The following is a 26,219-nucleotide window of genomic DNA, read 5'->3' on the forward strand; positions in this document are numbered from 1 at the left end:
CCCCGCTGCCGGGGTGTTCGTCTGCGCGCTGCCAGTGGAACTGCACCTTGATGCGGCCCAGTTCGTCGGTGTGCACTTCCTCGCCTTCCGGCCCCACCACGGTGGCGGTTTGCACCCCGTTGGAGGTGGGCTTGGCCTGGGTGCTGTTGGCGTAAGCCGGGGTGAGCGGAATGCCACGGCGCTGGGCGGTGATGGTGGTCTGGAAGGGGCTGCTGTTCTGACCGTCAGTTGACGTGCTGTCGGTCCCGCTGGCCAACAGGCTGCGCAGGCCGCTGGCCAGATCACCCGGCAGATTGTTGTTGGCACGGAAGGTTTGCCCGGTGACGACGAATTCGCGCTGCTCGCTGCTGTCGGCTTCGTGCGCCGGGTGTTCGTCCAGGCGGAACCATTGTCCGGCCTGCAGACTGCGTACGCTGCCGCTACCAGAGAACTGCTTGGCCTGCACATCGTGTGCTTGCTGGCGCAACTGCGCGTACTGGCCCAGCTGCTCGGCATCGCTGGCGTAGTACAGCGACTGCGGGTCGTAATCCTGCAAGGTGGATTGCAAGGCATCCCCACTGCGGCCTTGCTGAATGCGGGTCTGGTCGCCGGTGTGCTGGGTAGCCACCGGCTGGTAATCGAAACTGGCCAGCGCTACCGCACCGGACACCACCTGCCGCGCGGCCGACCAATCGGTGAAGCCATCTTCCTCTTCGGTCGCATCGCTGCGATGAAAACGCACCCGCTCGCTGGCCGCTGGCGGCAGGCTGTAGGCATCGTCGAACACCACCAGCTTGACCTGCGGATGCTCGCCATCGACATGCTCGAAACGCCAGGCATACCCCTCTTCATGCAGCAGCCGCACGATGAAGTCGAAATCGCTCTCGCGATACTGCAGACAATAACTGCGCGGGCTGGCGGATGCAGTGTGAAACTCCAGCGTCTGCACCTGGGCAAACACCGGGTTATTGGCCTGATGCTCGGCGAGGATCTGCTTGACGATGTCGGGGACCGACAAGTCCTGAAACACCCGCGACGTGCGACGCAGCCGCAGCAGCGCAAACGGCGGCTCGATGGTGAGGCCGTACTTGGCAAAGCCGCCATCCGAACCCAGCAACTCGGCCCGTGACACCACCCCACAACGCACCACCTGGCTGCCATCGGCATCCAGCACCCCCAGCCGGGCGGCTACACCCAACAAGGATTTGAGTTCAATATTGCCATCCGGCGACAAACAGCTGAGCTGATAGCGATAGGCTTGCGACACGCCCTCGCTGCCATCCAGGGTGTGGGGCAGCAACTGCTCGGCGGCGATCTGTCCGCCATCCAGCTGCAGGGTGAGCAGGCGTTGGTGCTGGGAAAAGGCGGCGGCGAAGCTGCTTAAAAGGCTGGTAAGGTCCATCCCGGTTTTATCTCTTATTCATTGCAAGGTTTGCGCCAGGGCAGGGCTGCTGCATGGCTTATTGCACCTTGTATACATTGGATGACAGTTGCAGCGTGGCATCGAAGGTGACCGGCGGGCGGTGCGGGTGAATGCGCAGTACCGCATCCACGCGAAAACGCAGATGGCGCTCCATTTCACGCGGGGCATCCAGATTCACCCGTACCCGCGATAGTCGCGGCTCGTGGGTTTCGATGGCACGGCGCAGTTGCTCACGCAGCAGCTCGCGGTCGTCAGGGTTCAACAGGCTGATGCCGCTGAGGTCGGGAATGCCGTAATTGAGCATGCTGCTGCGGGCCAGCGGGTAGTCGTCTTCGCGTACTTCGGCCGGCATCAGCCGCGTGTTGAGCAGCGCTTCCAGATCGCGCGCCAGTGATTGCTTGAACTGCGGCAACTCGTATAACGGCGCATGGTCCTGGCCACTGTTGTCCGGATGATCGTCCAGCAGGCGGTCCAGTACCGATGGCTGCAGCAGTGTGTGTCGGCTGAAGGTGCTCATCTCAGCCGCCAAATACCTTGCTTAATTGCTGTGACAGCAACCAGCGGTAGGTCAGGAAAATGCCGCTGCCTACTACGGCCAGCAGGGCAACGTACAGCCATAAGGGCAGTTCGTGCCGGACAAAGGCCTGAAAGCGCTGCGGCAGCTGCCAGTTGGGGGCGAACTCCGCCTTGCCGCCACGCACCTGCTGGATTTCCTGGCCCAGCTTGTGGGTGAGGTAGCCCAGCTTTTCTTCGCCTTCCAGCAGGTATTTGCCCTGAAAGCCCAGCAGCAGGCAGGTGTAGAACACTTCCAGCGCTTCGATATTGCGGGTGGGTTCCAGTCGCAGCTGTTCCAGCCGGTTGAAAAAGCCTTCTCCGGCCAGATGCTCGCCGAACAAACGCAGCTGCAGCGGCATGCGTTCCCATTCGTCACGCAAGGAGAAGGACGAGGACAGGATGATTTCGTCCATCAAGGCGCAAAAGGCGTACTTGGCATGATTGACGTCATTCATGTCCTTGCTGAAGTTGCGGGCGTTTTTTTCGTACTGGGAAAGAAAACCATCCACACGACGGTTGAATTCGACAGCACTGCCGGGGGCATTGCCATCCTTCAGCAGAAACAGCAGGTAAATGCCGTCCTCCAGCATTTCCCGCAGCGAGGGGGCCGCGGGGGCCGACAGGGTGATGGGGCGTTCGGTGGTCGGGGTAGCAATAGCTTGGCTCATGGCGTACTCAGCGGAAGACGGCGATCAGCTCTAGCTTCAGATCTGACAGGGTTTGCGGAAGGTAAATGCAGATGCTGCGCGACTGCAGCATGCGGCTGAAGATGTCGCCATGCGGCTCGAAGGCAAAGTAGTGGTTGCCAACCCGTACCGGCACCGCGGATGGCGTTTGCGCCGCATGGTGGATGGCGACGCCGCGCAGGGCGGAGTTGAGGATTTTCTCCACGTCGTCTGGTGCACCAATCTTCATCTTGAGCGGTACGTTGTCGATTATCTGGGAGGCCGGCAGCTCGCTTTGCACCGACAGGTAGAAATCCACGTTTTCCAGCAGGCGGTCGCTTTCCAGGCGGCCGATATGGAATGACGGCTTGGGTGAATGCAGTGGAATGACCGTGTAGCGGGCGGAGATCACGGTATCAAGCAGTTCGCGGATTTGCCGGTCCAGCACGGGCAGTACCTGTTGCAGCTGGTCGTGGCGATAGGCTGGAATGTCGGCCAGGCTGTACAACGTAGAGAAGGTTTGCAGTTCGCCACAGAACTCGGCCAGCGCCATGTATAGCTCTTCCGGGTGCAGCGGCTGGCACAGGGACAGGTGGCGCAGCCGGGCAAAGTTGCGGTTGACGCTGTGCAGCAGCCAGAAAGAGCTGATGTCGGTGGAGCCATACTCGACTACGCTTTTTGCCCGCTCGCGGTGGCTGCCAGACAGTGACTGGCTTTTTACCAGCAGGATATCCAGCAGGCGGCGCAGCAACTGCTGGATATCATCCGATGCACTTACCGTGGTGAGCGGCGGGATAAACCCTGCCGCCACTACCCATTGGCCGGTGGCGTTCTTTTCCAGGTCGCACAGGGCGATGGCATCGTAACCATCGCGGTTTTCTTCTTCCAGCATCAGACGAACATCCAGCTCCAGCGTGCTGATATCGGCGTCTACTGCCTGTGTGTACAGGTCGCCCAGCTCGCTTTGCTGGCTGGTGAAGCGGGTAGGGCGCGCACTGGCATCGCCGCTGCGGGTATTGCCACCATAGGGCTGCATATTGGCCAGGCAGGCATAAAGACGCGTTTTGATACCTAGTTGCGGCAGTGCTGTCAGCTCGCGTGACAGGGGCAGCGCCGCATTGGTGGGGGCCTGATACAGGGTGCCGTCACGAAACAGCAGGGCCAGTTCATCCAGATGCACCATGCCGCCCTTGAGTGCCTGTTCGTCCAGTTTCAGCTGGATAAGTCCCCATTGGTGGCGGCGTGCGTGCAGCAGCAGTGCCGTAGTTTTTTGTTCCAGGAAAAGTGACTGTTGCTGGAAATGCTGCGGTCGAAGAAACATGCCTTCACCCCACAGAACCCGTTTTGCTTGTTGCATCTGATTTCAAACTTTCATGCGCATAGCATTATGGCTGTCGTAGCGTAATGCTCTGGTTCATCGTGTCGATTTTCCGCTTCATGGCGCTGTTGCCAGTGCTTGCGGATTGCCTTGTCAAATCTGGTTTTGGTGAGTTTTAGTGCTTTATGCGTATATTTACTTAGTATAACTATCATTTGTCATATTTATTGGGCGCAAGATGTCAATAAAATTAAATTAATGAATCATTGAATGACTCGTAACAATTGTTGTTAAATTGAGACAGTCTTGTGCAGGGGTTTTAACTTTTTAACGCTGCTGAGCATGACAAATGCTTGGTATTTGCGCCGGCTGCCCCGGGATGGCGGTATTCTTGGTCCGCACTGGTTGCAGATAGCAGTCGGCCGCCTTGAAATTAAGGCCGTCACTTTTCACCGCTTCTGCCGCATACAGTAAACGCCAGTAGGCCGGGTCTGCTTGCCTGAAAAAGCCCACCACGCCAACGTATCGCGTTTCTTCGCCTATGGTTTCCTGCTCGGCCAGCTTTCCCCCTGGAATAAGGGTGAGCTCCTTGCTGGAGATCAGCGAATTGCCTAGCAAATCCGCTTCTGGCTTCCCGCTCAGCAGGCTATCCATGGTCATGCGGTTGAAAGCATCGGCATTGCGCAACTGATAAATATGCACCACCACGGACAAGGGTTTGCCTTGTGCGTCACGGTTCATGCCCTTGCTGCCCTCGCCGGTGACATTTACCAGCTTGGGGCCGCCGCAAGCAGCCAATGCCAGTACTGGCAAGGCTTTCAGCAGCATGTGCAGGCAGTGTGCTCTAGGTCTCTTCAGCATGGGTAAATTCTGAATTCAGATGGTTTGGAATGGAAGCTTCATATTTTACTAGTAATTACAACTAGTCAAAAGTCATGAAAAAGTACATTACAATATACCGTATGGCTATTGTTACATAAGATAAATACACTTTAAACTAAGTATAAAATATCTGAATTACTGGAATGAATCATGCAGTGGACTATCGCACTGCCTTTCGTCATAGCCGCTCTTGTGGTGTTGGTGGCGTGGGTGGGGTGGCGTTTTTTCCTGGGAGGCCAGGTTGCTGGCAGTTGGGCAGTCGACACCTCCGCCGATGCTGTGCTGGAGCAGGGGGTGTCTGTGCCCCTTGCTCGGCCTCCTGGAGAAGCCGAGGTCGTGACGACGGCTGAGCCTGCACCGGCAGCTCGGCTACACAGCTATCGCTGGGTGACCTTACCCTTGCTGTCACTGTTGCTGGTGGGGCTTGGAGTGGTAGCCGTGTTCAAGATGGGTGGGCATTACTACCAGCGTCCTGATTACGTGGCCCAGGATTATCAGCAGGCCGGTCGTATCAAGCAGACCTTGCTGGAAGAAAAGCTGGTGCCGCCGCCGCCCTTGCCACCCACCGCCTTTGCCGATGTGCAAAACCAGATGCCTTCTCTGGATATCGTGCATGCCAACCGTGACTGGGCTCACATGAATCCGGCCTTTGTGCAGACCGTATTGCGGGTGATGGTGGCAATGCGGGCGCGTGGATTCGGCATGGTGCTGCTGGAGGGTTATCGCAGCCCGGAGCGACAGAATGCACTGGCCGCGCAGGGTAATCATGTTACCCAGGCCAAGGGTGGGCAAAGCAAGCACCAATACGGTCTGGCTGTCGATCTGGCACCGATGCGTGCTGGCAAGGTGGTGATTTCAGAGCGTGACCCGTGGGCGATGCAGGCTTACCAGGCACTGGGCGAAGAGGCGCAAACCGCCGGGCTTACCTGGGGCGGTAACTGGAGTTTCAAGGATTATGGGCATATCGAGCAGACCGGTTCGCTAAAGGTATTGCTGGGTAAAAGGTAACGTTTCAATTTTCAAGAAGTGGTGGTTATGCAAGCTTGGCTTCGGCATGGGAAGGTCGCCTCGGCGATTGGTTTCCTGATTTTGATCCTGCTTATCTGGTTTGTCGGACCCTGGATGGGGCTGCCTTCACCGGAAGCGCGTCTCGGGTGGATTGTGGGGGTAATGCTGCTGTGGGTGCTGACTTTGCTGGTAGGTCAGCTGCTTACCCGCCGCGCCGGCAGCCTGCTGGAGAAGATGCTGCGCAAACAGGCGGATGATGCTGTGATCGGTGCCGATGCTGGCAAGCGCGCCGAAGTAACACTGCTGCGGCAAAAAATGCTGGCGGCAGTGGATACCCTGAAAAAATCCAAGCTCGGGGTGTCTAGCGGCAGCGCGGCGCTGTACGAATTACCCTGGTATATGATTATTGGCCATCCGGCGGCTGGTAAAAGCTCGGCCATCCTGCAGTCCGGCCTTACCTTTCCATTTAGCGACAAGAGTGGCATCCAGGGGGTGGGCGGTACGCGCAACTGTGACTGGTTCTTCTCCACGGAAGGGGTGCTGCTGGATACCGCTGGCCGCTACGCTACCCAGACCGAAGACCGTGTCGAGTGGCTGGAATTTCTCAAGCTGCTGAAAAAGCATCGCACCAAAGCCCCGGTCAACGGCATCCTGGTGGCCATCAGCCTGCCCGAGCTGGCCCAGCACAATACTGAAGGCTTCACCACTTATGCGCGCCAGGTGCGCGAGCGCATTCATGAAATGTGCAATACCTTTGGCGCCCAGGTGCCGGTATATCTGGTGTTTACCAAGCTGGACTTGCTGGGCGGCTTTGCCCAGTTCTTTCAGGATGCCGGCGATGAAGAGCGCTCCCGTGTCTGGGGTGTAACGCTGAGTGCCGAACAGGGCAAGGGTTTTGACGTTGCCACGGCCACTGCCCAGCAATTTGAACTGCTATACCGTGGCCTGGTGCAGATGGGTGAGGACAAGCTGGTGCAGCACCGTGGCAGCCAGGTCAGCCCGGCGCACTTTGCTTTTCCCATCGAATTTCACGGTCTGAAAGAAGCGGTAGTCAAATTCATGCGCCTGCTGCATGAGGAAGACCCGTATCACGGCCGGCCGCTGTTGCGCGGTTTCTATTTCACCAGTGCCTTGCAAGAGGGTGTGCCGCGCATTGTGGCGGCCAACCGTGTGCAAGGCCAGTTCGACCTGAGTGCGGTCGGGCGTGATGGCAAGCAGGCCCCATCTTCATACAGTTTTTTCCTGCGCGACTTTTTCCGGGAGGTACTGTTTCCCGATCAGCATCTGATTTCCCGTCAGACAGCACCGCGTGGCGGCCGCGCCAGATTGTTGGCCATGGTCTTTGGCGTATTGCTGTTGGCCGGCGTGGCCGGGATATGGTCGTGGACATACATTGGCAATCAGCGCCTGCTGGCGCAGGTTGCCAGCGATCGTGGCGAAGCGCAGAAACTGATGGCCTCTGCGCAGCTCTACAACAAGCTGCGTGGCTTGCTGATGCTGCAAAAGCGGCTGGAAGAGTTCCAGGACTACCGTAAAAACGGCGAGCCTTGGCAACTGGGCTGGGGGCTGTACCAGGGCAATGATCTGGAAGTAGGGCTGCGCAAGGAATACTTCACTGGCCTGCGGCAGGTGATGCTGGTGCCGGTGCAGCACAATCTGGAAGACACCATCAAGCAGTACAAGGCGCAGCCCGAAACCCAGCCGGTGGCTGTTCCCAAAACCGAAGCAGTGGTCGCCAAGCCGGAAGCCAAACCTGAGCCGGTACACGCTGCCCCGGCGGCCAAGCCCCATCCGCGGCCGACCAAGCCGCACAGGAGCCTGCCCAATATCGTTATTGGCGCACTCGGTGCTTACGACTACTGGGCGCAAAAGGCCACCGCCGCCATGCTGGATGCCAGTGCGCCGACCGGTCAGCTTGTTGGCAACGCCGCTGCTGCTAACCAGCCGGTCAAGCTGGAAGTGGGATACAACGCGCTGAAAACCTATCTGATGCTGCACGAGCAAAAGCGCATGGACGAGCCGCAACTGATCGACCAGATTCCGCGCTACTGGCGGCCTTATCTGGAAAGCCAGCGTGGCCAGTATTCGGTAGAAGAAATCATGTCGGTCGCCGAAAAACTGGTGGCTTTCTATGTCAGCCAGATCAAGGCGGGCGACCTGCCTTTGATCGACAACGATACGCGCCTGGTCAGCGAAGTACGCGACACCCTGCGCAGCTCCTACAAGCATTTGTCGGCTGAAGAGCGCGTGTACAACGAAATCCGCGCCCGCGCCAATACCCGTTACGCACCGTTGACGGTGGCCCGCATCCTGGATAATCGCGATCTCGACATCATGGCCAGCAGCCAGATGGTGGAGGGGGTGTTCACCCGCGAAGCCTGGAACGGCTATGTCAAAGCAGCCATCGATGAAGCCAGCAAGGGCGAGATTCGTGGCGATGACTGGGTACTTGCTTCGTCCATGCAGGACAATCTGGGCAAGGACGGCAATGTCGAGAAAAACCGTGCCGCGCTGATGGCGCTGTACCGCACCCAGTACATTGCCGCCTGGAAGAAATTCCTGCCCGGTGTGACGGTGCGTGATTTCAGTAACCCGGCGCAGTCGGCGTCGGCGCTGACCCGCTTGTCTGACAAGCAGAGTTCGCCGGTGAAGCTGATTCTGGCGCGTGCAGCCATGGAAACCTCCTGGGATAACCCGTCCGAACTGAACCGCTCGCTGGAGAACGCCAAGCAGTCGGTACTGGAGAAAACAACCGAGTTTCTCAAGGGCGGTAGTGATGGCCAGGGCAAGAAAACCGGTGACAAGCAGTTTGGCGAAGTGGGTCAGGCTTTTGCCGGAGTGGCCCAGCTGGTCAAGGGCGACAACCCGCCTATCAACGGCTATCTCGACCAACTGGCCAAGCTGAAAGCCAAGGTGGCATCGATTGCTTCCACTGACGAGCCGGGTCCGCAGGCCCGCGCAACATTGCAGGCCACGCTGAACGGTTCCGGCTCCGAACTGGCCGATACCATTTCCTATGTAGACAACTCGTTGCTCAACCAGGTGTCGACCGATACCGCGGCCATGGTGCGCCCCATGCTGGTGCGTCCGCTGTCGCAGTCCTATACCGCGATGCTGGGGCCGGTGCAGCAGGACATTAACCAGGCCTGGGCCAATGAGGTGCTGCCGCAATGGAAGCAGCTGGCCAGCAAGTATCCGTTTACCGATTCGGGTAGCGCAGCCTCGGTGGCCGAGATCAACCGCTTTGTCAAAGCCAATGATGGCGTGCTGGACAAATTCATCAACAAATACCTGAACGGCCTGGTGCAGCGCAAGGGAGACACGCTGGTGGCACGCGCCTGGGGCGAGCAGGGCATTCGCTTCAATCCGGAGTTCCTGTCCGCCGCCGGCAAACTGGGAGCATTGGCCTCCACCCAGTTGCAGGATGGCGAAAACAGCCGTTTCGAGCTGCAACCGCAGCCCACGCCAGGGCTGTCGGAAATATCCATTGTGGTGGATGGCCAGGAGCTGCGTTACCGCAACGGCCCACAAACCTGGCAGCCGTTTAACTGGCCGGGCAGTGACAATGCCGGCGGCGCGCGCATCCAGGTTGTTTCGTATAACGGCGCAGCCAGTGTGGTTGCCAGCCAGTCCGGTCGCATGGGTCTGATGCGTCTGCTGGCCGCAGCCAAGGTTGTGCAAGACAGCAGCGATCTGGTGCAGCTGTCCTGGCCTGCCGGAAAAGCCACGGACGGGCAGATGGTGCGTTTCAATTTCCGTATGGTTGGTGGAGTCAATCCCTTGCAACTGATCAAGCTTTACAAACTAAACCTGCCTGAGCGCGTGACTTTGTAACAAGGACGACCAGTACATGGCCTTCAATTTCAAGCGCACACCAGTAACCGCAGGGGAATTCTGCGTATTTGGCAAACTGCCGCGACGTGGTGACTTCATCCGCATCAATGCCACGCATACGGCAGCGGCCCAGCTGGATCATGTGATTGCCGACAGCCTGGTGCTGCTGGACGACGACAGCGCACGCCAGCGTTACCAGCAAATGCCGGCTTCTTCCTTCCTTACCCGCACGCCCGATGGCGCATGGCTGGCCCTGGGGGTAATCCAGCCCAGCCGGGACGAAAGTGGCAGGCTGTATCCGCTGGTGGCTGCGTCGCTGCTGCCTTCTGATATGCCGCGTCCGCCGGTGGGCGTGATGATGCTGTCCAACGAGCTGTTCTACAACGGTTTGCAGGAGCAGCTGAGCAATGCCATCGACAACGCGGTGGAGATGGTGGCCTGCCGCCAGTATCTGGAGGAGCAATCCTTGTTTGGTGCAGGCTCCGCTGCAGATACCGAACTGGCCGAGCAACTGCTCAGCCGTCACCTAGCCATGACGCCCTGCAGCTTGTTGTCTGCGCAGTTGGCGCAGTCGGGCAATGCCGATCTGGCCTCCCTGCTGCTGTCCTTTGTATTTCACAGCCAGTTGCTGCGCAAGTTTCAGGGCAGCCTGTCTTCGCAGACTTATCTGTTGCCGCTGCCGGATGGCGAGGGTGAAGACATGCTGGCGGTCGTCACCTGGCTGGCCCTGTTTACTGCGGCCACCTCCAGCCTGCCGGACACCCCGGTGCAATGCCTGATCATCCGCCAGCCTGAGCGCAACTGTCTGGCGTTGATTCCGGGGGCGCTTACCGCCCCCATGCTGGCGCAGTGCTGGGGCAAGCAGCTGGATACCCGGTACATCATCGATGTCACGGACCCACACGCACCCTGGTGCAGCCACCAGTCTTACGCCGAGGCGGTTTACATCCTTAGTCGCCGCCTGAGCGATCCACAGTTTTCACTGGCCCAGCTATGCGATGTGATGGCCAGTCTGTCTCGCAGTCTTGTTTAACGGTTTGATGAGCATTTTCGGTTATATGGGGATTCATCATGGGTAATGAAAGTACACAGAAAAAGCTGTCGCGCGTACGTCCTCCGCGTGTGCAGATCACTTACGACGTTGAAATCGGCGATGCCATCGAAACCAAGGAGCTGCCCTTTGTCATGGGTGTCCTGGGCGATTATTCCGGTCACCGTAGCGAGCCGCCGCCCAAGCTCAAGGAGGCCGGTCGCAAGTTTGTGCAGATTGATCGCGATAACTTCGACGAAGTTCTCAAGGGCATGGCACCGCGCCTGGCGATGAAGGTGGATAACAAGCTGGTCGATGATGACAGCCAGCTGGGCGTCGAGCTCAACTTTGAGTGTCTGGCCGATTTTGAACCGCAAAACGTGGCCAAGCAGGTGGCACCGCTGAACAAGCTGGTAGCGGCGCGTCAGCGCCTGTCGGAGCTGCGTAACAAGATGGCAGGCAACGACAAGCTGGAAGCCCTGCTGGACGATATCGTGCAGGACACCGAAAAGCTGCAGCAGATCAGTAAATCCGGCAGCAATGACAAGGCAGGGGAGTGAGATGAGCGCAGAACAGCAAATTGCCGCCAGCCCGCTGGCTGCTACTCAGCAAGCCTCCAGCCTGCTCGATAGCATCATCGAACAAAGTCGTGTTGCCAGCAGCGATAGCGAGCGCAGCCATGCCCGTGACCTGATTGCCGAATTGGCCGAGCAGGTGCTGGAAGGCAGTGTCACCGTTTCACGCGATCTGAGTGCCAGCCTGGATGCCCGCATTGCCGAAATCGATGCGCTTATTTCCGAGCAGTTGAACGCCATCATGCACCACGCTGATTTTCAGCAGTTGGAAGCGTCCTGGCGCGGCCTGAATTATCTGGTGAAAAGCTCGGAAACCAGTACGCAGCTCAAGCTCAAGGTGCTGAACGTATCCAAAAAAGAGCTGGTGAAGGACTTCAAGGCGGCGTCCGAGTTTGATCAGAGCGCGCTGTTCAAGAAGATCTACGAAGACGAATACGGCACTTTCGGTGGCGCTCCCTATGCCGCGCTGGTGGGTGACTTTGAATTCACGCGCCACCCGGAAGACTTCTACCTGCTGGAAGAACTGTCGCATGTTGCCGCGGCCGCGCATGCACCACTGATTTCCGCTGCCGCACCGGGCCTGTTCGGGCTGGAAAGCTTTGCCGACATCGGCAAGCCGCGTGATCTGGCCAAGATATTCGACACCGTCGAGTACGCCAAGTGGAAATCTTTCCGTGAATCGGAAGACTCGCGCTATGTCGGCCTGGTGCTGCCGCATGTCCTGGGCCGCCTGCCTTATGGCCGCGACAATGTGCCGGTCGAGGAATTCGACTTTGAAGAAAACGTGGATGGTACCAACCACGACAAATACCTGTGGACCAATGCCGCCTATGCCTATGCCGCACGCCTGACCGATGCCTTTGCCCAGTATGGCTGGCTGGCGGCCATACGGGGTGTGGAAGGCGGTGGTCTGGTCGAAGGCCTGCCGGCGCATACCTTCAAGACCGACAACGGCGAAGTGGCACTCAAATGCCCCACTGAAGTGGCCATTACCGACCGGACGGAAAAACTGCTGTCCGATCTGGGCCTGATTGCGCTAGTGCATTGCAAGAACACCGACTACGCCGCCTTCTTTGCCGGGCAATCGGTACAAAAGGCCAAAACCTATAACACCGACGCCGCCAATGCCAATGCCCGGCTGTCCACCCAGCTGCCTTACATCTTTGCTGTGTCGCGCATTGCGCATTACATGAAATCCATCATGCGCGACAAGATCGGCAGCTTTGCCTCGCGCCAAAACGTGCAGGACTACCTGAACACCTGGCTGGCGCAGTATGTGTTGCTGGACGACTCTGCCAGCCAGGAAGCCAAGGCCAAATATCCGCTGCGCGAAGCACGTGTGGACGTGGTGGAAGTCCCTGGCAAGCCGGGCGTGTACCGCGCTGCTGCGTTTTTGCGCCCGCATTTCCAGCTGGACGAATTGACGATTTCCCTGCGACTTGTCGCAGAGCTGCCTCAGCCTGCGGGTTGATTACTGTTGGTGGGCCTGTCCCACGTGTCATTCATAATGAAAGGTAAATAAATGGCTTTTGATGCATTTCTGAAAATTGATGGTATCCCGGGTGAAAGCACTGATGACAAGCACAAGGACTGGATCGAAATTCTGTCCTTTGCCCATGGTCTGGAACAGCCGGCCCAGTCCACTGCCAGTTCTGCTGGTGGTGCCACTGCCGAGCGCGTTAACCACGCACCTTTTGAAATCACCCACTTCCTGGATAAGGCCAGCCCGAAGATCTACGAAGCCTGCTGCACCGGCAAGCACATCAAGGATGTGACCATCGAGCTGTGCCGTGCTGGTGGCGACAAGGTGAAGTACATGGAAATCAAGATGGAACAAGTGCTGATTTCCAAGGTGGTTCCCAGCGGCGCGGCCAATGACTCCGGCTTCCCCAGCGAAAAGGTCAGCTTCTCCTACGGCAAGATCAAGTGGACCTATACGCAGCAGAAACGTGCTGACGGCACTGGCGGCGGTAATGTCAGCGCCGGTTGGGATCTGACCAGCAACAAGACGATCGCCTGATCAGACTTGTCGTTGTAGTGCCCGCTCCCGCCGGGGGCGGGCTGTTGTTCAGTTCAATTCTGGAAGTTTGTCATGAAGCAATTGCTGTTGTGCGGCCTGTTTTCGGTCATGCTGGCAGGCTGTGCTGCCAATCAGTCACATGCTATTGATCCCGCAGTCAAGGCTGCTCTGGATAAGGCCGCTGCCGAAAAGGCGGTGCTGGATAAAAAGATCGATGCCAACATGGCGATCGACGCTGACTTTATTCCGTTCGACAAACTCAGCCCCAAGCTGGATGAAGTGGGCAAGGGACAGCTATTGCGGCTGCTGCCCAAACTCAAGGCGAGCAAGTCCATCATCGTGCGCGGTCATTGCTACCGCGGAGATATCGGCAATGCCAAGGTGGCTGCCCAGGCTCGTGCTGTGGACGTGAAAAATTTCCTGACCGACGTGGGTGTTTCCGAGGCCTACATCACGGTCCGCTACGATACCGAACGCAAGTCGCACGGCGTACAGCTGATTTTCAAATAAGCAAAGCAAGCGGGAAATAAAGAGCATCACAGGGAGGCTGCAAGCACTTGCAGCTTCGACAGCGCATGCTCGCATACTGAATTTGCAAACTTTTTGGTCATGAGGTTAGATGCGCAGCGCCAGCCCTCTGCAGGGTTTGCTTTGCGCATGCGGGTATCTGGATGGTGGACGGCTTGGGCCTGGCTGCACCATCACGCGGTAATTCGTACCATCAAAATGAAATGATGGTCGATGCGTGGCGGTGCGCCAGAATGAAGAAACCGCCATGTTCTGCCAGGGTTTTAGCCCTTTTGATGACAGAAGGTGACGGTGTCCAAGTATGGGGTGGCGGAGGCTGTGGGATTCGAACCCACGGACGGTTTCCCGTCGGCAGTTTTCAAGACTGCTGGTTTAAACCACTCACCCAAACCTCCGCAGTTTCTTGCCACTGGCTGTTTGTTGACGCCATGGCGAGAGAGGACGCAATCATAACCGCCCCAAGCTGTTTTGCCTAGGGGGTTGCGTGGTTCATTTTCAGCATTTCTGCAGCGTGCTGGCGGGTGGTCTGGGTGAGTTCGGCACCGCCCAGCATGCGGGCGATTTCCAGCACGCGCTGCTCGGCGTCCAGCGGGGTGATGCGGCTGACCACGCGTTTCTTTTCTTCGCGCTTGCTGACTTGCCAGTGCTGCTCGCCGCAGGAGGCGACCTGGGGCAGGTGGGTGATGCACAGCACCTGATAGTGCTGACCCAGCTGCTTGAGCATGTGGCCGATAACTTCCGCCACGCGCCCGCCAATGCCGACATCCACTTCGTCAAAAATCAGCGTGGGCACGCTGGCCACTTGGCTGATCACCACTTGCATCGCCAGGCTGATGCGTGACAGTTCGCCGCCAGAGGCCACCTTGGCCAGCGGACGCAGGCTGGTGCCGGCATTGGCCGCCACCAGGTATTCGATGGATTCCAGGCCATGGGCGCCGGGTTCGGCCAGGGCCGCCAGTTCGATGGCGAAGCGGGCGCTGCTCATGGCCAGTTGCTGCATTTCCTTGCTGATGCGGGCGGACAGTTCGCTGGCGGCCTGACGACGCTTGCCGGACAAGGCTTCGGCCAGGGTGCGGTAGCGCGACAGGCTGGCGGTTTCGGCCAGCGCCAGGGCTTCGCTGTCGGTGGAGGCCTCCAGTGCGGCCAGCTGGGCTTGCCAGTCGGCCAGCTTGAGTGGCAGCTCCTGCGGCTGTACGCGGTATTTGCGTGCCATGCTCATCAGGCTGTCGATGCGGCTTTCCACCTGTTGCAGCTGGCCTGGGTCTTCGTCGATGTCGCTGGCGTAGTCGCGCAGGCTGTAGACGACTTCACGCAGTTCGGCATCCACCGAATCCAGCAGCGACAGGGTGTCGGCCAGGCGCGGGTCGAGGTTGGCCAGCTTGCTCAGCCGGCTTTGTACCTGGGTGAGCACGGACAGGCAGTTGCCCTCCATCTCGGACAGGGTGTCGACGGCGTACTGGGCGCTTTGTACCAGCTCGGCGGCATTGGCCAGGCGGGAGTGGCTCTGGTTGAGCCCGGCCCATTCATCCTGTTGCAGGCCAAGCTCGGTCAGTTCGTTGATCTGCCAGGTGAGCCGTTCACGTTCCACTTCGGATTCGCGTGACAGCTTGTCGGCATCGCTGCGTGCCTTGCGGGCGGCTTGCCATTCCTGCCAGGCCTGATGCACTTCGCGGGCCAGCGAGCTGCTGCCGGCATAGGCATCCAGCAGTTCGCGCTGGGCTTCGGCCTTCACCAGCGACTGGTGGGCGTGCTGGCCGTGGATGTCCACCAGAAACTCGCCCAGCAGCTTGAGCTGTGCCAGGGTGGCGGGCTGGCCGTTGATGAAGCTGCGCGAGCGGCCGGATTTGTCCAGCACGCGGCGGATCAGCACGATGTCGTCGTCGCCGGACAGGGCGTTTTCCTGCAGCCAGGCCTTGATTTCTGGGCGCTGACGGCTGTCGAATTCGGCGCTGATTTCAGCGCGTTCAGCCCCTTCGCGCACCAGCGAACCCTCGGCGCGATCGCCCAGCAGCAGGCCCAGGGCATCCAGCAAAATGGATTTGCCAGCCCCGGTTTCGCCGGTCAGTACGGTAAAGCCGGGGGAGAAGTCCAGCGCAATGCTGTCAACGATGACGAAGTCTTTGACCAGAAGGGATAGCAGCATGGTGTGTGTGTCAGAGCAGGCGCTCGCCCCAGTGTAGCTTGTGGCGCAGCATGTCGTAGTAGTTGTAGCCCACCGGGTGCAGGATGCGCAGCGGGTTGCGGTAGCGGCGAATCAGTACACGGTCCATTTCCATCAGATCGCAGTGCGACTGGCCGTCAAAGTGTACGCGTGCGTCCAGGCCGCGGGTCAGCATGAATTCCACTTCACAGGAGTCATTCACGGCAATGGGGCGGTTGTTCAGCGACTGCGGGCAGATGGGGACCAGGGCAATGGCCTGCAGCGTGGGGTGCAGGATGGGGCCGCCAGCGGCCAGCGAGTAGGCCGTGGAGCCGGTGGGGGTGGCAACGATCAGGCCGTCCGAGCGCTGGCTGTAGACAAACTGGTTGTCGATGAATACCTCGAACTCGATCATCGAACCCACGGCACCGCGGCTGAACACGATGTCGTTGAAGGCCAGTGCATTGGCGACTTCGGCGTCTTCGCGAATCACCGATGCTTGCAGCAGGATGCGGTTTTCCGGCACGAAATTGCCGCCCAGGATGGCGTCGATGGCTTCCAGCATTTCATGACGCGGAATGTCGGTCATGAAACCCAGCCGGCCCTGGTTGATGCCCACCAGCGGTACACGATAGGGCGCCAGCTGGCGGGCAATGGACAGCATGGTGCCATCCCCGCCCAGCACGATAACCAGATCGGCCAGCTTGCCCATGTCGCTGCGTTCGATCAGCTGATGGGGCCCGGCTTCGGCCTGGGTGGCACTTTCCTTGTCGACAAATACGGTGACGCCGGCAGCGGCCAAGTGATCGGCCAGGGTGCGCAGCGATTCCACCACTTGCGGTTTGCTGTGTCTTGCCACCAGGCAGACATGTTTGAACAGTCGTTCCATAGGGCCCGATTCTACTGCTTTGCGGTCGTTTCGTTCAAAAAAGACTCTTCACTACGCTTTTTTCCCGTGGCTTCCAGTGCCTTCAGGTAAAAGCGGATCAGGTCGGCCAGCGAGTCGACTCCAAGCTTGCTGAACAGGTTGGCACGATGGACTTCGATAGTACGGGGGGAAAGATCCAGCTGGCGGGCGATTTCCTTGCTGGACAGGCCGTCGGCCACCAGTTCCAGCACTTCACGTTCACGGCCGCTGATGCGGTCCAGCTGCATCATGACCTCTTGCGTCTCTTCATCCTGCTGCAGTTGGTCGATGCTCATGCGAATGCCTTTGCGCAAGCTGTCGATCAGGCGGTTCTGGTCTATCGGCTTGGTGAGGAAGTCGATGGCACCAGACTGGAAGGCGCGGCGGCATTGTTCGATATCGCCATGGCCGGTAATGAAGACAATGGGAATGCTCAGGCCGCGTTCAACCAGTTTTTCCTGCAGGGCAAGGCCGGTAATCTGCGGCATGCGGATATCCAGAACCAGGCAGCCGACTTCGCCCTCGGTATAGCCTTCGAGAAACTCCATGGCATTGGCGAATGTAACCGTGCGCATGCCCTGCGCCATGATAAGCAGGGCCAGCGAGTCGCGTACGGCGGGGTCATCATCCACGATGAAAACGGTGGGCATCATGTACTTCATGAGCGGTATTCTCCTGCAACAGCATGTGCTGTTTGTGTGCCAAATGCGGGAAGGCCGGGGGTAAGTATGCCTGGCAGCCATGCAGCCTGCGTTGTTGCGGCCTTCCTGTGGATTGTCTGCTAGTTGGTATTCCAGCTTTTTTGGTGTTGCCTGCTTGCCCGGCCATCATGATACCTGTCTGGCGTTTGTCTGGCCGGGGTTTACGCAGGATAGGCGGCTGGGTTGACCCGGTTGTTGCGATGCCGCATATATGTCATTGCAGGCTGAATGTTATCAGCATAAAAGCTGACTGGCATGCCGGATTGTCATTCTGCTGTGCCAAGCATGCGCGGACGACAGCCTGGCCGGGAGGGTGGTTCTTCCGCACTTGGCGCATGCGCTAAGGGGTCAGTCCTGCTTCAGCCATGGCGCAAACGCCAGTCGCAGCTTGTGCTGCTTGGGTAGAATGACTGCCTGGCAGTAGGGTTCGTCTCCATGCAGGGCAAAATACTGCTGGTGGTAGCCTTCGGCCGGATAAAACCGGCTGGCGGGTTCCAGTGTAGTGACAATGGGTGACGGGAATGCCTGTTGTTGTTCCAGTTCGGCAATGACGGCCAGCGCGGTGTCGTGCTGGGTGGCATCCAGATAAAAGACGGCAGAGCGGTACTGGCTGCCCACATCATAGCCCTGGCGGTTGAGTGTGGTGGGGTCGTGCGTGGCAAAGAAGATTTGCAGCAACTGGCGGAAGCTGATGATGTCGGGATCGAAATCAATTTCAACTGCTTCGGCATGCCCGGTCTGGCCGCTGCATACACTGCGGTAGTCCGGATCTGTCGTGTGGCCACCGATATAGCCGGATACCACTTTTTCGACACCGTTCAGTGCCAGGAAAATACTTTCGGTACACCAAAAACAACCGCCAGCAAGAATGGCCTTATGCATTGTGTTCGCTCCGGATGGACGTGGTGGTCTGCATGGATTTTGTGCCTGCATACAGCTGCCATGCAGCGTGGATGGTGCTGGTCTGGATGTTGACTGTGTCGGTAATATCGCTGGCATAGCCACCCGCCATGGTGATGACCAGCGCGGCACCAGTATTGCGGACCTGCTGCATCACCAACAGATCACGCTGCAGCAGGCCGTGCATGCTCAGTGCCAGCTTGCCCAGCCGATCACCCTGCCAGGGATCGGCACCAGCCAGATAAAACACGATATCCGGCTGGTGTTGCAATAGCAGGGCAGGCAGATGCTGTTGCAGCAGGGCAAGGTAGCTTACATCGCCGGTGTGATCGGGCAGGTCGATATCCAGTGAACTGACCTCCTTGCGGAACGGGAAGTTCTTTTCGCCATGCATGGAAAAGGTAAACACCCGCGGCTCGTCACGAAAGATGGCAGCGGTGCCATTGCCCTGATGCACATCGAGATCCAGCACCAGAATGCGCCGTACCAATCCTTCCTGCAGCAGCAGGCGGGAGGCCACGGCAACATCGTTGAATACGCAAAATCCGCTGCCCTTGTCGTGATAGGCATGGTGGGTGCCGCCGGCCAGGTTGACGCCGCAGCCATCCAGCAGCGCGCCGCGTGCAGCAGCAATGGTGGCACCGACCGAGCGACGCGAGCGTTCCACCAGCTCGGGTGACCATGGCAAACCGATTTCCCGCCAGGCGCGTGCCGGCAGGCTGCCATCAATCACCTGTGCAACATAGTCTGCTGAGTGTGCTTGCTGTAGCTCCCAGGTGGTGGCCGCAGGGGCGGTTTCCATTGCATGGCTGGCAAAGCCTGCAACAGCTTCAGCCAGCAGCTGGTATTTTGCCGCCGGGAAACGGTGGCCGTCAGGCAGTGGCAAGGGAAACTGGTCGGTACGGTAGATGCGCATGGCTGTCTGGCTAAAACAGCTTGACCGGGGAGAAACGTGGTCGGCTTTCGCCTTCATGAATCACGGTTTCCAGAAACATGCCGGCAGGGCGTGTCCATAGCTGGTAATCACCATACAGGGCGCGATAGGCCACCATGGGTTCGTGTGTTTCAGAGTGCAGGCCCAGCCCAAGCACTTCATATAAATTACCCCGGTAATGTCGGTAAATGCCGCGTGGAATATCCATGGTTATGGTCCTTGCTGTTCAAAAACGGTCGCCAGCATGGCGCGGAGGCCGGGCGTGGTCAAGCACCCTTGCCATCCCAGTAGTACACCCGGAACTCCTTGTCCAGAACAAAGCCGTTGCCTTCATACAGGCGTTGGGCGCGGGTATTGTCGTGAGCGGTCTGCAGCATGATGTCACCGCCACCCTGACTAAGGACATGGGCCTGACAGGTTTGCAGCAGCTGTCGGCTGACACCGCTGCCACGATACTCCGGTACGACATACAGATCATGCAGCAGCCAGTTTGGCTTGAGGGTAAGCGAGTTGAAACCGGGGTACATCAGGGCAAAGCCGACGGCCACGCCCGCATCTTCGGCCAGCCACAGCCGGACTTCATGGTGATGCAAGCGGGCTTCCAGGAAGGCCAGGCAGTCGGCATCGGACTGTTCTACGGCATAGAAAGCCAGATACGCCTGAAACAGTGGCAGGCAGTGTTCAAGTTGATGGGCAGTGACAGGGCTGATTTTCAGGGTCATGCATTCGCTCCCGGACAGTGATTCCGTTACAATAGCGCCCTTTTTTCAGCAGGTTAAGTCATGAATCTGATGCTGGCACCGATGGAGGGCCTGGTTGACCCCATCATGCGGGATGTACTGACCCGTCTGGGCGGTATCGACTTGTGCGTAACCGAGTTTGTCCGAGTCACCAATGTACTGTTACCTACCCGTGCCTTTCATCGATTGGCACCGGAATTGCTCAATGGCGGCAAGACCCGTGCGGGGACAACAGTACGGGTGCAATTGCTGGGCTCTGACCCGGTTTGCCTGGCTGAGAATGCGGCCAAGGTGGCCAGCCTGGGGGCACCGGGTGTCGATTTGAATTTTGGTTGCCCGGCACCGACGGTCAATCGTCATCGTGGCGGTGCGGTACTGCTGACTGAACCGGAACTGCTGCACGCCATTGTCAGGCAGGTGCGTGCGGCTGTTCCGGCGGAGATACCGGTAACAGCCAAGATGCGGCTGGGTTATGCAGACAAGAGTCTGGCGCTGGAGTGCGCTGCTGCATTGGCTAGTGCGGGTGCTGCCGAACTGGTGGTGCATGCGCGTACCAAGGTTGAAGGGTATAAGCCGCCAGCGCATTGGGACTGGATTGCCCGTATCCGCGAGCATGTTACGGTGCCGGTTATCGCCAATGGCGAGGTGTGGACCGTGGCGGATTACCATGCCATCCGGGCACAAAGCGGCTGCGAGCGGGTGATGATAGGGCGGGGCCTGATTGCTGCGCCGGATCTGGCACAGCGTATTGCTGGTGATCAGTTCGCTGTGCCAATGGCCTGGCCGGTGTTGATGGAATGGTTGTTGGATTTCTACCAGCAGTGTTTTGCCGAGGCCGGGGAGTCGCGCTATCCGCCGGCGCGGCTTAAGCAGTGGGTGGGGCAATTGAAGAAAACCTATCCGGAAGCAGAGCACTTTTTCGAAGTGATACGCCGGGAAACTTCTGCTGAGAATATTCTTAAGATAATGCGCGATATGTCTTCTAAGTAAATTCCACCATAGTCAATGCCAGGTGCAAGCGCTACGATGCACATGTGCTTGGTTCTTGGTATGGAGCCAGGTGCTGTATGACCGGCTGCCCTCAGCTCCCGGTCGTTACACTTCCCCGATACCCTGTTAATCCCTCCCCTCGTGGGAGGGTTTTTTTATTTCACCATGACTCCAGTCCGGCACTTCGCCGGACTACGCCAAGACTAGATATGGCATGTTTATCAATGACTTAGTCGAGTTCATCATATGCCGGTGCTTTCTGAAAATTGACCCGACTTCCGCTCTGCTGGCCCCTAGAAGGCTCCTGGAAACCGGGTCTTTCTGAGGAGTCATCATGGCAAAAATCAAGCTCACTAAGTCCGCTGTCGATGCGGCATAACCCCAGCTGCAGGCCGTCGAACTCCAGGACACGCTAGTGCCCGGCTTCTTGTGCAAGGTTACTCCGTCGGGCCGCAAGGTGTTCAATGCGAGAAGCGCCATTGGATGGATCTCCATCACCTCACGCAACTCGGTCAGCTGTTGAGCGTCGGCCTTAATGTGATGGTCAGCCTGACCTAAATGCCTCGGCAGGCGTCAAACCTGCTGAGGCATTTTTTCTTCTTCGGGGAGCTGCATCCGTGCCTTGCCTGAGTTCCACAACTCCGCTTTTGCGCTTCTGTATCTGATCGGATTAGATGGTTTGCGTTCCCGCTCCAGTGAATCAATGCGGCTGGCCGAGAGCGGTACTGCTGTGCGGTGAATTCTTGCTTGACCAGCATCCCAGGGCAGGGACCGCACTTGATCCTGAAGCTCACTCAACTGACGACGCCTATCCGATCAATTCAATTGGCAAGTGGTTTCATCACACCTGCCATGGCGGCTGTAGGCGGAAGCGCTGTCGATAGTCCGAAGGCGTGATGTTGAGCACTCGGCGAAAAGCACGGATCAGGGTATCGACCGAGCCAAAGCCGTTGTTGCTCGCAATCAGCTCAAGTGTGTTGCTGCTGGTTTCCAGTTGGTTTCGCGCGGCTTCAACACGTACCGCCTCGACATAGGCGGCTGGCGTCATGCCGAGTTCATTCTTGAATATCCGTGTTAGTTGACGCTCACTGACATGCAGATGTTCGGCAAGCTCGGGGATGGTGAGTGGTGCACGCAAGTGCTGGGATATGTAGTGGCGCAGTTTGTCCATGCGCCGCGTCGATGAAATAGGCTCCAGAAAAACACTGAACTGACTCTGTCCGCCGGGGCGTTTCAAGTAGAGAACAAGCTGTCGGGCGACCTGTTGTGCCATGGCCTCGCCGAAGTCATCTGCGACCAGGGCCAGGGAAAGATCGAGGCAGGAACTGATTCCCGCACTAGTCCAGATTTGGCCGTCGCGGATGAAAATGGGATCGGCATCTACGGTGACCCCGGGGTGCTCTGCAGCTAACTGCCGGGCGGTAGACCAGTGGGTGGTGACGCGCTTGCCATTGAGCAAGCCGGTGGCTGCCAGGATATGGGCTCCCACACAAACTGAAGCAATGCGGCGGGCTCGCGTGGCAAGTCTGGCAACCAGTTCGACGATGTCTGCATCCACCAACGCTGTCACCCGCCTTTGTGTGTCGACCTGCACGGCCCCGGGAATAAGCAGGGTGTCGATTGATTGCTGGTCGATGGTGTCAAAGCACGTATCGGGCAGGATTCTGACCCCGGCCGAGGTGGTCACTGGGGCCAGCGTTTTGGCGGCAAGCAGGACACGGTAGCCCGTGGGTTGATCCATCTCGCGTTGTAGCAAGGCAAAGACCTCGGAGGGGCCGGTCACGTCGAGCAGATCGACCTGATCGAACACCACCACCACGATCAGACGTTGCCGTCCATTCATTTTCACCTCCATTCCGTGCCAGCCCAAAGATGTCCGATTTTGCAAGTTCTATGACATTGCCGACATTCCAGTCAAACCCTACCATCGAAGCCAGGGAGTTGCTGATGGAATTGATTTTCAACTAGACCGTAGAAATGAGGATGTCAATGGCACGCATAACACTTCGCCAGTTGAATGGCTTGGATGAAACTCCCGCGCCCTTGGGGAAATCGACCTTGGTGATGATCGATTTTCAGAATACCTATACCCGAGGTGTGATGGTACTTGACGGGTGGCAGCAGGCGCTCGAAGCTGCCGCCGATTTATTGGCCCGTGCGCGTCAACAGGGTACGACGGTGATTCATATCATCAATGATGGCGGGCCGGATACACCCTACGACATTCGAGCCGAAATCGGGCAGATTCACCCTCAGGTAGCTCCCATGAATGGTGAGGCAATCGTCGTGAAAACGGCACCCAATGCGCTAGTGGGAACCAAACTGGCAGAGTTGCTGCAAGATGCTGGTAATAATAACGTCATTGTGGCTGGATTTATGACGCATATGTGCGTGTTGTTCACCGCAGAAGGAATTTTCTTAGAGGGGAAAAGGCCTACGGTGGTTGCCAATGCGTGTGCCACACGACCACTGCCCTGCGTCACAGGGTCGGGCCAGGCCCTGCCTATCGAAATCTCGTCTGCACAACTGCACCATGGCGCCTTGGCCACTATCGCGGATCTCTACGGCGTGGTCGTTTCGAACGCTGACGAGCTCGGATAAAAGACAGGTATTGCTGATCGTTTGTATTCGTATCTGACCACGAACTTGTGCCGGTCGAAGCTGATCATCATCAATCAATATCCCAAAAAGGAAAAAGCCATGGAACAAGAAAATAATGCCTGTCCAGTCACCCGCCATCAAGGTCGAGATCTGAGCATTTCCAATGGGCTGTCACGTTCTCATCATCGCCGGGCGCATCGCAGGGCGGGTGGTCTGGATCTGTATGACTTGGACATGACTGCATACCGATCGAGATCCAGTGCTTCTTCGAGTTGATGCCGGGAGGCCAGGCCATACAAGGCATCCGGTCCTGTCAAGAACGCGCAGCCAACGAGTTGCGCCTTCTCGTTTGGGGGGGGACTTTGCAGAGCTGGTGATCGGGGACGAGGTCTTGCCGTGCGCAATCCATTCGCTATAGCGCTCCTGGGTTTGCTATCGCGATGCTCCTATGTGGCTCCCAGTCCAAAAATCAGTAGTGGGCCGAAGTCACCGGTAACCCCTTAAACTATTGCTGTCTATAGACTTTTAACGTGATATCTGCCATCAAGAAATGCTTGATGGTGGGCATTTTTTATGGCTGCATCGTTCCGGCCTGATGAGGCAAATCAAGCTGATGAAGCGGATCAAGGCTGGGGCTGTCGTTGCGGGTGGAGCCAAATAAAATCAGACCAGGCATGCTGGTCTGATGATGTTGCCGGGTGAGGGGGGTGACTTGCCCAGATAAGCTGGGCTAGACAAACTGCACCGGGACAAAGTAGCTGCGACCAGTGCGGGATACCAGCACCTGCGGTTGTCCGGCGCGGACTTCACGAAAAGCACGCGGCAGACGGCGCCAGTCCATGAACTTCATCTTGATCAGGCTCTCATCGATTTGCATCATGCGCTCCTTTACGAAACCGGATGGATGACGTTGGTCACCACACCCCAGATAAACAATGCCGCTTCTTCCGGCACTTCGATTGGCGAGTAAGCCGGGTTCTCCGGCATCAGGAACAGGCCGCTTGCCGTTTTTTCCAGCCGCTTCACGGTAAGCTCGCCGTTGATGACCGCCACCACCACCTTGCCGCTGCGCGCTGGCAGTGCACGATCGACAATCAGCAGGTCGCCGTCGTGAATGCCGGCGTTGATCATCGAGTCGCCTTTCACCGTTACCATGAAGGTACTGGCCGGGTGGCTCACCAGATGGGCATTCAGGTCGATGTCGGCTTCTTTCAGGTCATCGGCTGCCACGGGCGAGCCGGCAGGTACCCGGCTGGCGAACAAGGGTAGCGACAACTGGCTGAGGGTTTCCGACAGGGTGCGGATGTCCTGGGTATCTGCCGTCTTGACCGTACGCAGCTGGCGATATTCAGCCAACCAGTTTTCCAGCAGTGGCCGCAAGGGTTCCGGCACACGCATGGCTACGGTCTTGTCGCCACCGAATGCCGATTTGCGTCCGGCACCATCTCGTTTGCCTCCTTGTGCCATCTTGGCCCTTCCTGTTTCGCTTGCGTTGAACTGATTGTGTACAAATTCAAATGACTTGGCAATGCCGATGTGAAAATGCCGGGCTTTAGTGTGGCATTCTTGCTGCGCTTGTCATTTTTAAAATGATTAACATATTGAAAATAAAAGTAAATTCATTTATTTGCGATACGCGAGGTGTTGGGTGTGCCATCCGGGGCAGCAAACAGCAGAAACAAGCCGGCCTGCTGGCTGACGCCCAGTTTGGCGTACAGATTGCGCCGGTGCACCTTGGCCGTGTCCAGTGAAATGCCCAGCTCACGGGCAATGGCCTTGGTGGAGTGCCCGGCCAGAATCAGCAGGGCGACTTGCACTTCGCGTTCGGTCAGTTGCGGATTGCCGCGCTGGCGCAAGGCATCTTCCAGCCTTGACTGGCGTTCCACCGGGTTGTTGTGCTGTTGCTCGATCAGGCTGGTGTCAAATTGCCATGCCTTGCGCAGCAGGGTCAGCAGCCATGGGCTGAATAACTGGCAGCTGCCAATCTCGCTGGTACTGAAGCGCTGGCGGCTGGCCAGCGACAGTGACAACACGCCCTGACCGGCAATGGGCAGCAGGAATTGCAACTCGTCTTCCCCGACATTGCGGCTGAAATACTGGCGGTAGTATTCGGTGTCACGGAAGGAATCCGGTGCCACATCGTCCAGCCGATACAGGCCGGGCATCGGGTTTTGCTGGCTGAAGGCATAGAAGGGGTCGATGCGGTACAGCCCGGCGCGGTAGTCGGCAAACAGGTCGTCCGCTGCCAGATTGGCGGCATGATCCGCCAGGATCAGCGGGGGCTGGTCGGCCTGGAACAGCAGCACCACCCAGGTATCGAAGGTGGCAATCTCTCCCAGAAAGCTGGCCAGCACCGGCCAGAAGCGTGGCTCTCCCAGTTGTTCCAGCAATTTCCCCAGTCGGTGATGAAAGGCCAGGTCACTCACGGCGATCTGCATGTCTGTACTTGCTCCTGTGTCGGTTTTGGCCATGGTTTTGCATGATGCCGC

General features: G+C 58.1%; 25 protein-coding genes and 1 tRNA gene. 9 read left to right on the forward strand and 17 right to left on the reverse strand.

Annotated features, from left to right (window positions below; genetic code table 11):
- The 5 genes from QVF59_RS13025 to tssJ form a co-directional block, all read right to left on the reverse strand.
- A partial coding sequence (locus tag QVF59_RS13025; RefSeq protein ID WP_287880468.1) for a type VI secretion system Vgr family protein occupies positions 1 to 1,381 on the reverse strand: 1,381 nt, incomplete at its 3' end.
- A 58-nt stretch (positions 1,382 to 1,439) separates the two neighbouring features.
- Positions 1,440 to 1,919 (reverse strand): type VI secretion system baseplate subunit TssE, encoded by a 480-nt coding sequence (gene tssE, locus QVF59_RS13030; protein WP_159877043.1) that lies wholly within the window; start codon positions 1,917 to 1,919, stop codon positions 1,440 to 1,442.
- Position 1,920: 1 nt separating this feature from the next.
- Entirely contained in the window at positions 1,921 to 2,625 is a 705-nt protein-coding gene (gene icmH, locus QVF59_RS13035; RefSeq protein ID WP_159877041.1) for a type IVB secretion system protein IcmH/DotU, read from the reverse strand.
- A 7-nt stretch (positions 2,626 to 2,632) separates the two neighbouring features.
- On the reverse strand, positions 2,633 to 3,979 hold the full coding sequence (gene tssK / locus QVF59_RS13040; RefSeq protein ID WP_287880470.1) for a type VI secretion system baseplate subunit TssK: 1,347 nt from the start codon (positions 3,977 to 3,979) through the stop codon (positions 2,633 to 2,635).
- Between the two features lie 288 nt (positions 3,980 to 4,267).
- Positions 4,268 to 4,801, reverse strand: a complete 534-nt coding sequence (gene tssJ, locus QVF59_RS13045; protein WP_159877037.1) for a type VI secretion system lipoprotein TssJ — start codon at positions 4,799 to 4,801, stop codon at positions 4,268 to 4,270.
- 171 nt (positions 4,802 to 4,972) lie between these two features.
- Between tssJ and QVF59_RS13050 the strand changes: the two genes are divergently transcribed.
- From QVF59_RS13050 to QVF59_RS13080, 7 genes are all read left to right on the forward strand, one after another.
- The gene (locus QVF59_RS13050) at positions 4,973 to 5,830 is read left to right on the forward strand and encodes a M15 family metallopeptidase (protein WP_287880473.1); all 858 of its coding nucleotides are present in this window, start codon (positions 4,973 to 4,975) and stop codon (positions 5,828 to 5,830) included.
- Between the two features lie 27 nt (positions 5,831 to 5,857).
- On the forward strand, positions 5,858 to 9,664 hold the full coding sequence (tssM, locus tag QVF59_RS13055) for a type VI secretion system membrane subunit TssM (protein WP_287880475.1): 3,807 nt from the start codon (positions 5,858 to 5,860) through the stop codon (positions 9,662 to 9,664).
- A gap of 16 nt (positions 9,665 to 9,680) precedes the next feature.
- Positions 9,681 to 10,697, forward strand: a complete 1,017-nt coding sequence (tagF, locus tag QVF59_RS13060; RefSeq protein WP_159877033.1) for a type VI secretion system-associated protein TagF — start codon at positions 9,681 to 9,683, stop codon at positions 10,695 to 10,697.
- A gap of 38 nt (positions 10,698 to 10,735) precedes the next feature.
- The gene (gene tssB, locus QVF59_RS13065) at positions 10,736 to 11,254 is read left to right on the forward strand and encodes a type VI secretion system contractile sheath small subunit (RefSeq protein WP_159877031.1); all 519 of its coding nucleotides are present in this window, start codon (positions 10,736 to 10,738) and stop codon (positions 11,252 to 11,254) included.
- A 1-nt stretch (position 11,255) separates the two neighbouring features.
- The gene (gene tssC / locus QVF59_RS13070; protein WP_159877029.1) at positions 11,256 to 12,740 is read left to right on the forward strand and encodes a type VI secretion system contractile sheath large subunit; all 1,485 of its coding nucleotides are present in this window, start codon (positions 11,256 to 11,258) and stop codon (positions 12,738 to 12,740) included.
- Positions 12,741 to 12,791: 51 nt separating this feature from the next.
- Complete coding sequence (locus QVF59_RS13075) at positions 12,792 to 13,289, forward strand: Hcp family type VI secretion system effector (RefSeq protein ID WP_159877027.1); 498 nt, start codon at positions 12,792 to 12,794, stop codon at positions 13,287 to 13,289.
- Positions 13,290 to 13,361: 72 nt separating this feature from the next.
- On the forward strand, positions 13,362 to 13,799 hold the full coding sequence (locus QVF59_RS13080) for an OmpA family protein (protein WP_159877025.1): 438 nt from the start codon (positions 13,362 to 13,364) through the stop codon (positions 13,797 to 13,799).
- A gap of 325 nt (positions 13,800 to 14,124) precedes the next feature.
- On the opposite strand, the gene QVF59_RS13085 is transcribed toward QVF59_RS13080, so the two are convergent.
- From QVF59_RS13085 to QVF59_RS13120, 8 genes are all read right to left on the reverse strand, one after another.
- Positions 14,125 to 14,212: transfer RNA gene (locus QVF59_RS13085), tRNA-Ser, on the reverse strand.
- A 77-nt stretch (positions 14,213 to 14,289) separates the two neighbouring features.
- Positions 14,290 to 15,960 (reverse strand): DNA repair protein RecN, encoded by a 1,671-nt coding sequence (gene recN / locus QVF59_RS13090; RefSeq protein ID WP_287880479.1) that lies wholly within the window; start codon positions 15,958 to 15,960, stop codon positions 14,290 to 14,292.
- Between the two features lie 10 nt (positions 15,961 to 15,970).
- Entirely contained in the window at positions 15,971 to 16,846 is an 876-nt protein-coding gene (locus tag QVF59_RS13095) for an NAD kinase (protein ID WP_159877021.1), read from the reverse strand.
- A gap of 11 nt (positions 16,847 to 16,857) precedes the next feature.
- A complete protein-coding gene (locus QVF59_RS13100) occupies positions 16,858 to 17,526 on the reverse strand; it encodes a response regulator transcription factor (RefSeq protein ID WP_287880481.1) in 669 nt (222 codons plus the stop codon).
- Between the two features lie 387 nt (positions 17,527 to 17,913).
- Positions 17,914 to 18,447 carry a peptide-methionine (S)-S-oxide reductase MsrA gene (gene msrA / locus QVF59_RS13105; RefSeq protein WP_159877017.1) on the reverse strand — a complete coding sequence of 178 codons (534 nt, stop codon included), beginning with the start codon at positions 18,445 to 18,447 and terminating at the stop codon, positions 17,914 to 17,916.
- A complete protein-coding gene (locus tag QVF59_RS13110; RefSeq protein ID WP_287880483.1) occupies positions 18,440 to 19,381 on the reverse strand; it encodes a histone deacetylase family protein in 942 nt (313 codons plus the stop codon). Before QVF59_RS13110 ends, msrA begins: the two co-directional genes overlap by 8 nt.
- A 10-nt stretch (positions 19,382 to 19,391) precedes the next feature.
- Complete coding sequence (locus tag QVF59_RS13115) at positions 19,392 to 19,607, reverse strand: DUF1653 domain-containing protein (RefSeq protein WP_199102326.1); 216 nt, start codon at positions 19,605 to 19,607, stop codon at positions 19,392 to 19,394.
- A gap of 58 nt (positions 19,608 to 19,665) precedes the next feature.
- Entirely contained in the window at positions 19,666 to 20,121 is a 456-nt protein-coding gene (locus tag QVF59_RS13120) for a GNAT family N-acetyltransferase (RefSeq protein WP_159877014.1), read from the reverse strand.
- Positions 20,122 to 20,181: 60 nt separating this feature from the next.
- On the opposite strand from QVF59_RS13120, the gene QVF59_RS13125 reads away from it, so the two are divergent.
- On the forward strand, positions 20,182 to 21,129 hold the full coding sequence (locus QVF59_RS13125; protein WP_159877012.1) for a tRNA dihydrouridine synthase: 948 nt from the start codon (positions 20,182 to 20,184) through the stop codon (positions 21,127 to 21,129).
- An 841-nt stretch (positions 21,130 to 21,970) separates the two neighbouring features.
- Here QVF59_RS13125 and QVF59_RS13135 read toward each other — a convergent pair.
- Complete coding sequence (locus tag QVF59_RS13135) at positions 21,971 to 22,972, reverse strand: GlxA family transcriptional regulator (protein WP_287880486.1); 1,002 nt, start codon at positions 22,970 to 22,972, stop codon at positions 21,971 to 21,973.
- A gap of 146 nt (positions 22,973 to 23,118) precedes the next feature.
- On the opposite strand from QVF59_RS13135, the gene QVF59_RS13140 reads away from it, so the two are divergent.
- Positions 23,119 to 23,730 (forward strand): isochorismatase family protein, encoded by a 612-nt coding sequence (locus tag QVF59_RS13140; protein ID WP_287880489.1) that lies wholly within the window; start codon positions 23,119 to 23,121, stop codon positions 23,728 to 23,730.
- Positions 23,731 to 24,460: 730 nt separating this feature from the next.
- Here QVF59_RS13140 and QVF59_RS13145 read toward each other — a convergent pair.
- The 3 genes from QVF59_RS13145 to QVF59_RS13155 form a co-directional block, all read right to left on the reverse strand.
- On the reverse strand, positions 24,461 to 24,607 hold the full coding sequence (locus QVF59_RS13145; protein ID WP_170124147.1) for a hypothetical protein: 147 nt from the start codon (positions 24,605 to 24,607) through the stop codon (positions 24,461 to 24,463).
- An 11-nt stretch (positions 24,608 to 24,618) separates the two neighbouring features.
- Positions 24,619 to 25,197: a LexA family protein gene (locus tag QVF59_RS13150; protein ID WP_089083509.1), complete on the reverse strand. Its 579-nt coding sequence runs from the start codon at positions 25,195 to 25,197 to the stop codon at positions 24,619 to 24,621.
- 152 nt (positions 25,198 to 25,349) lie between these two features.
- The gene (locus tag QVF59_RS13155) at positions 25,350 to 26,168 is read right to left on the reverse strand and encodes a helix-turn-helix transcriptional regulator (protein ID WP_287880495.1); all 819 of its coding nucleotides are present in this window, start codon (positions 26,166 to 26,168) and stop codon (positions 25,350 to 25,352) included.
- Positions 26,169 to 26,219: the final 51 nt, after the last annotated feature.

This window comes from Aquitalea sp., assembly GCF_030150775.1.
Lineage (GTDB): Bacteria > Pseudomonadota > Gammaproteobacteria > Burkholderiales > Chromobacteriaceae > Aquitalea > Aquitalea denitrificans.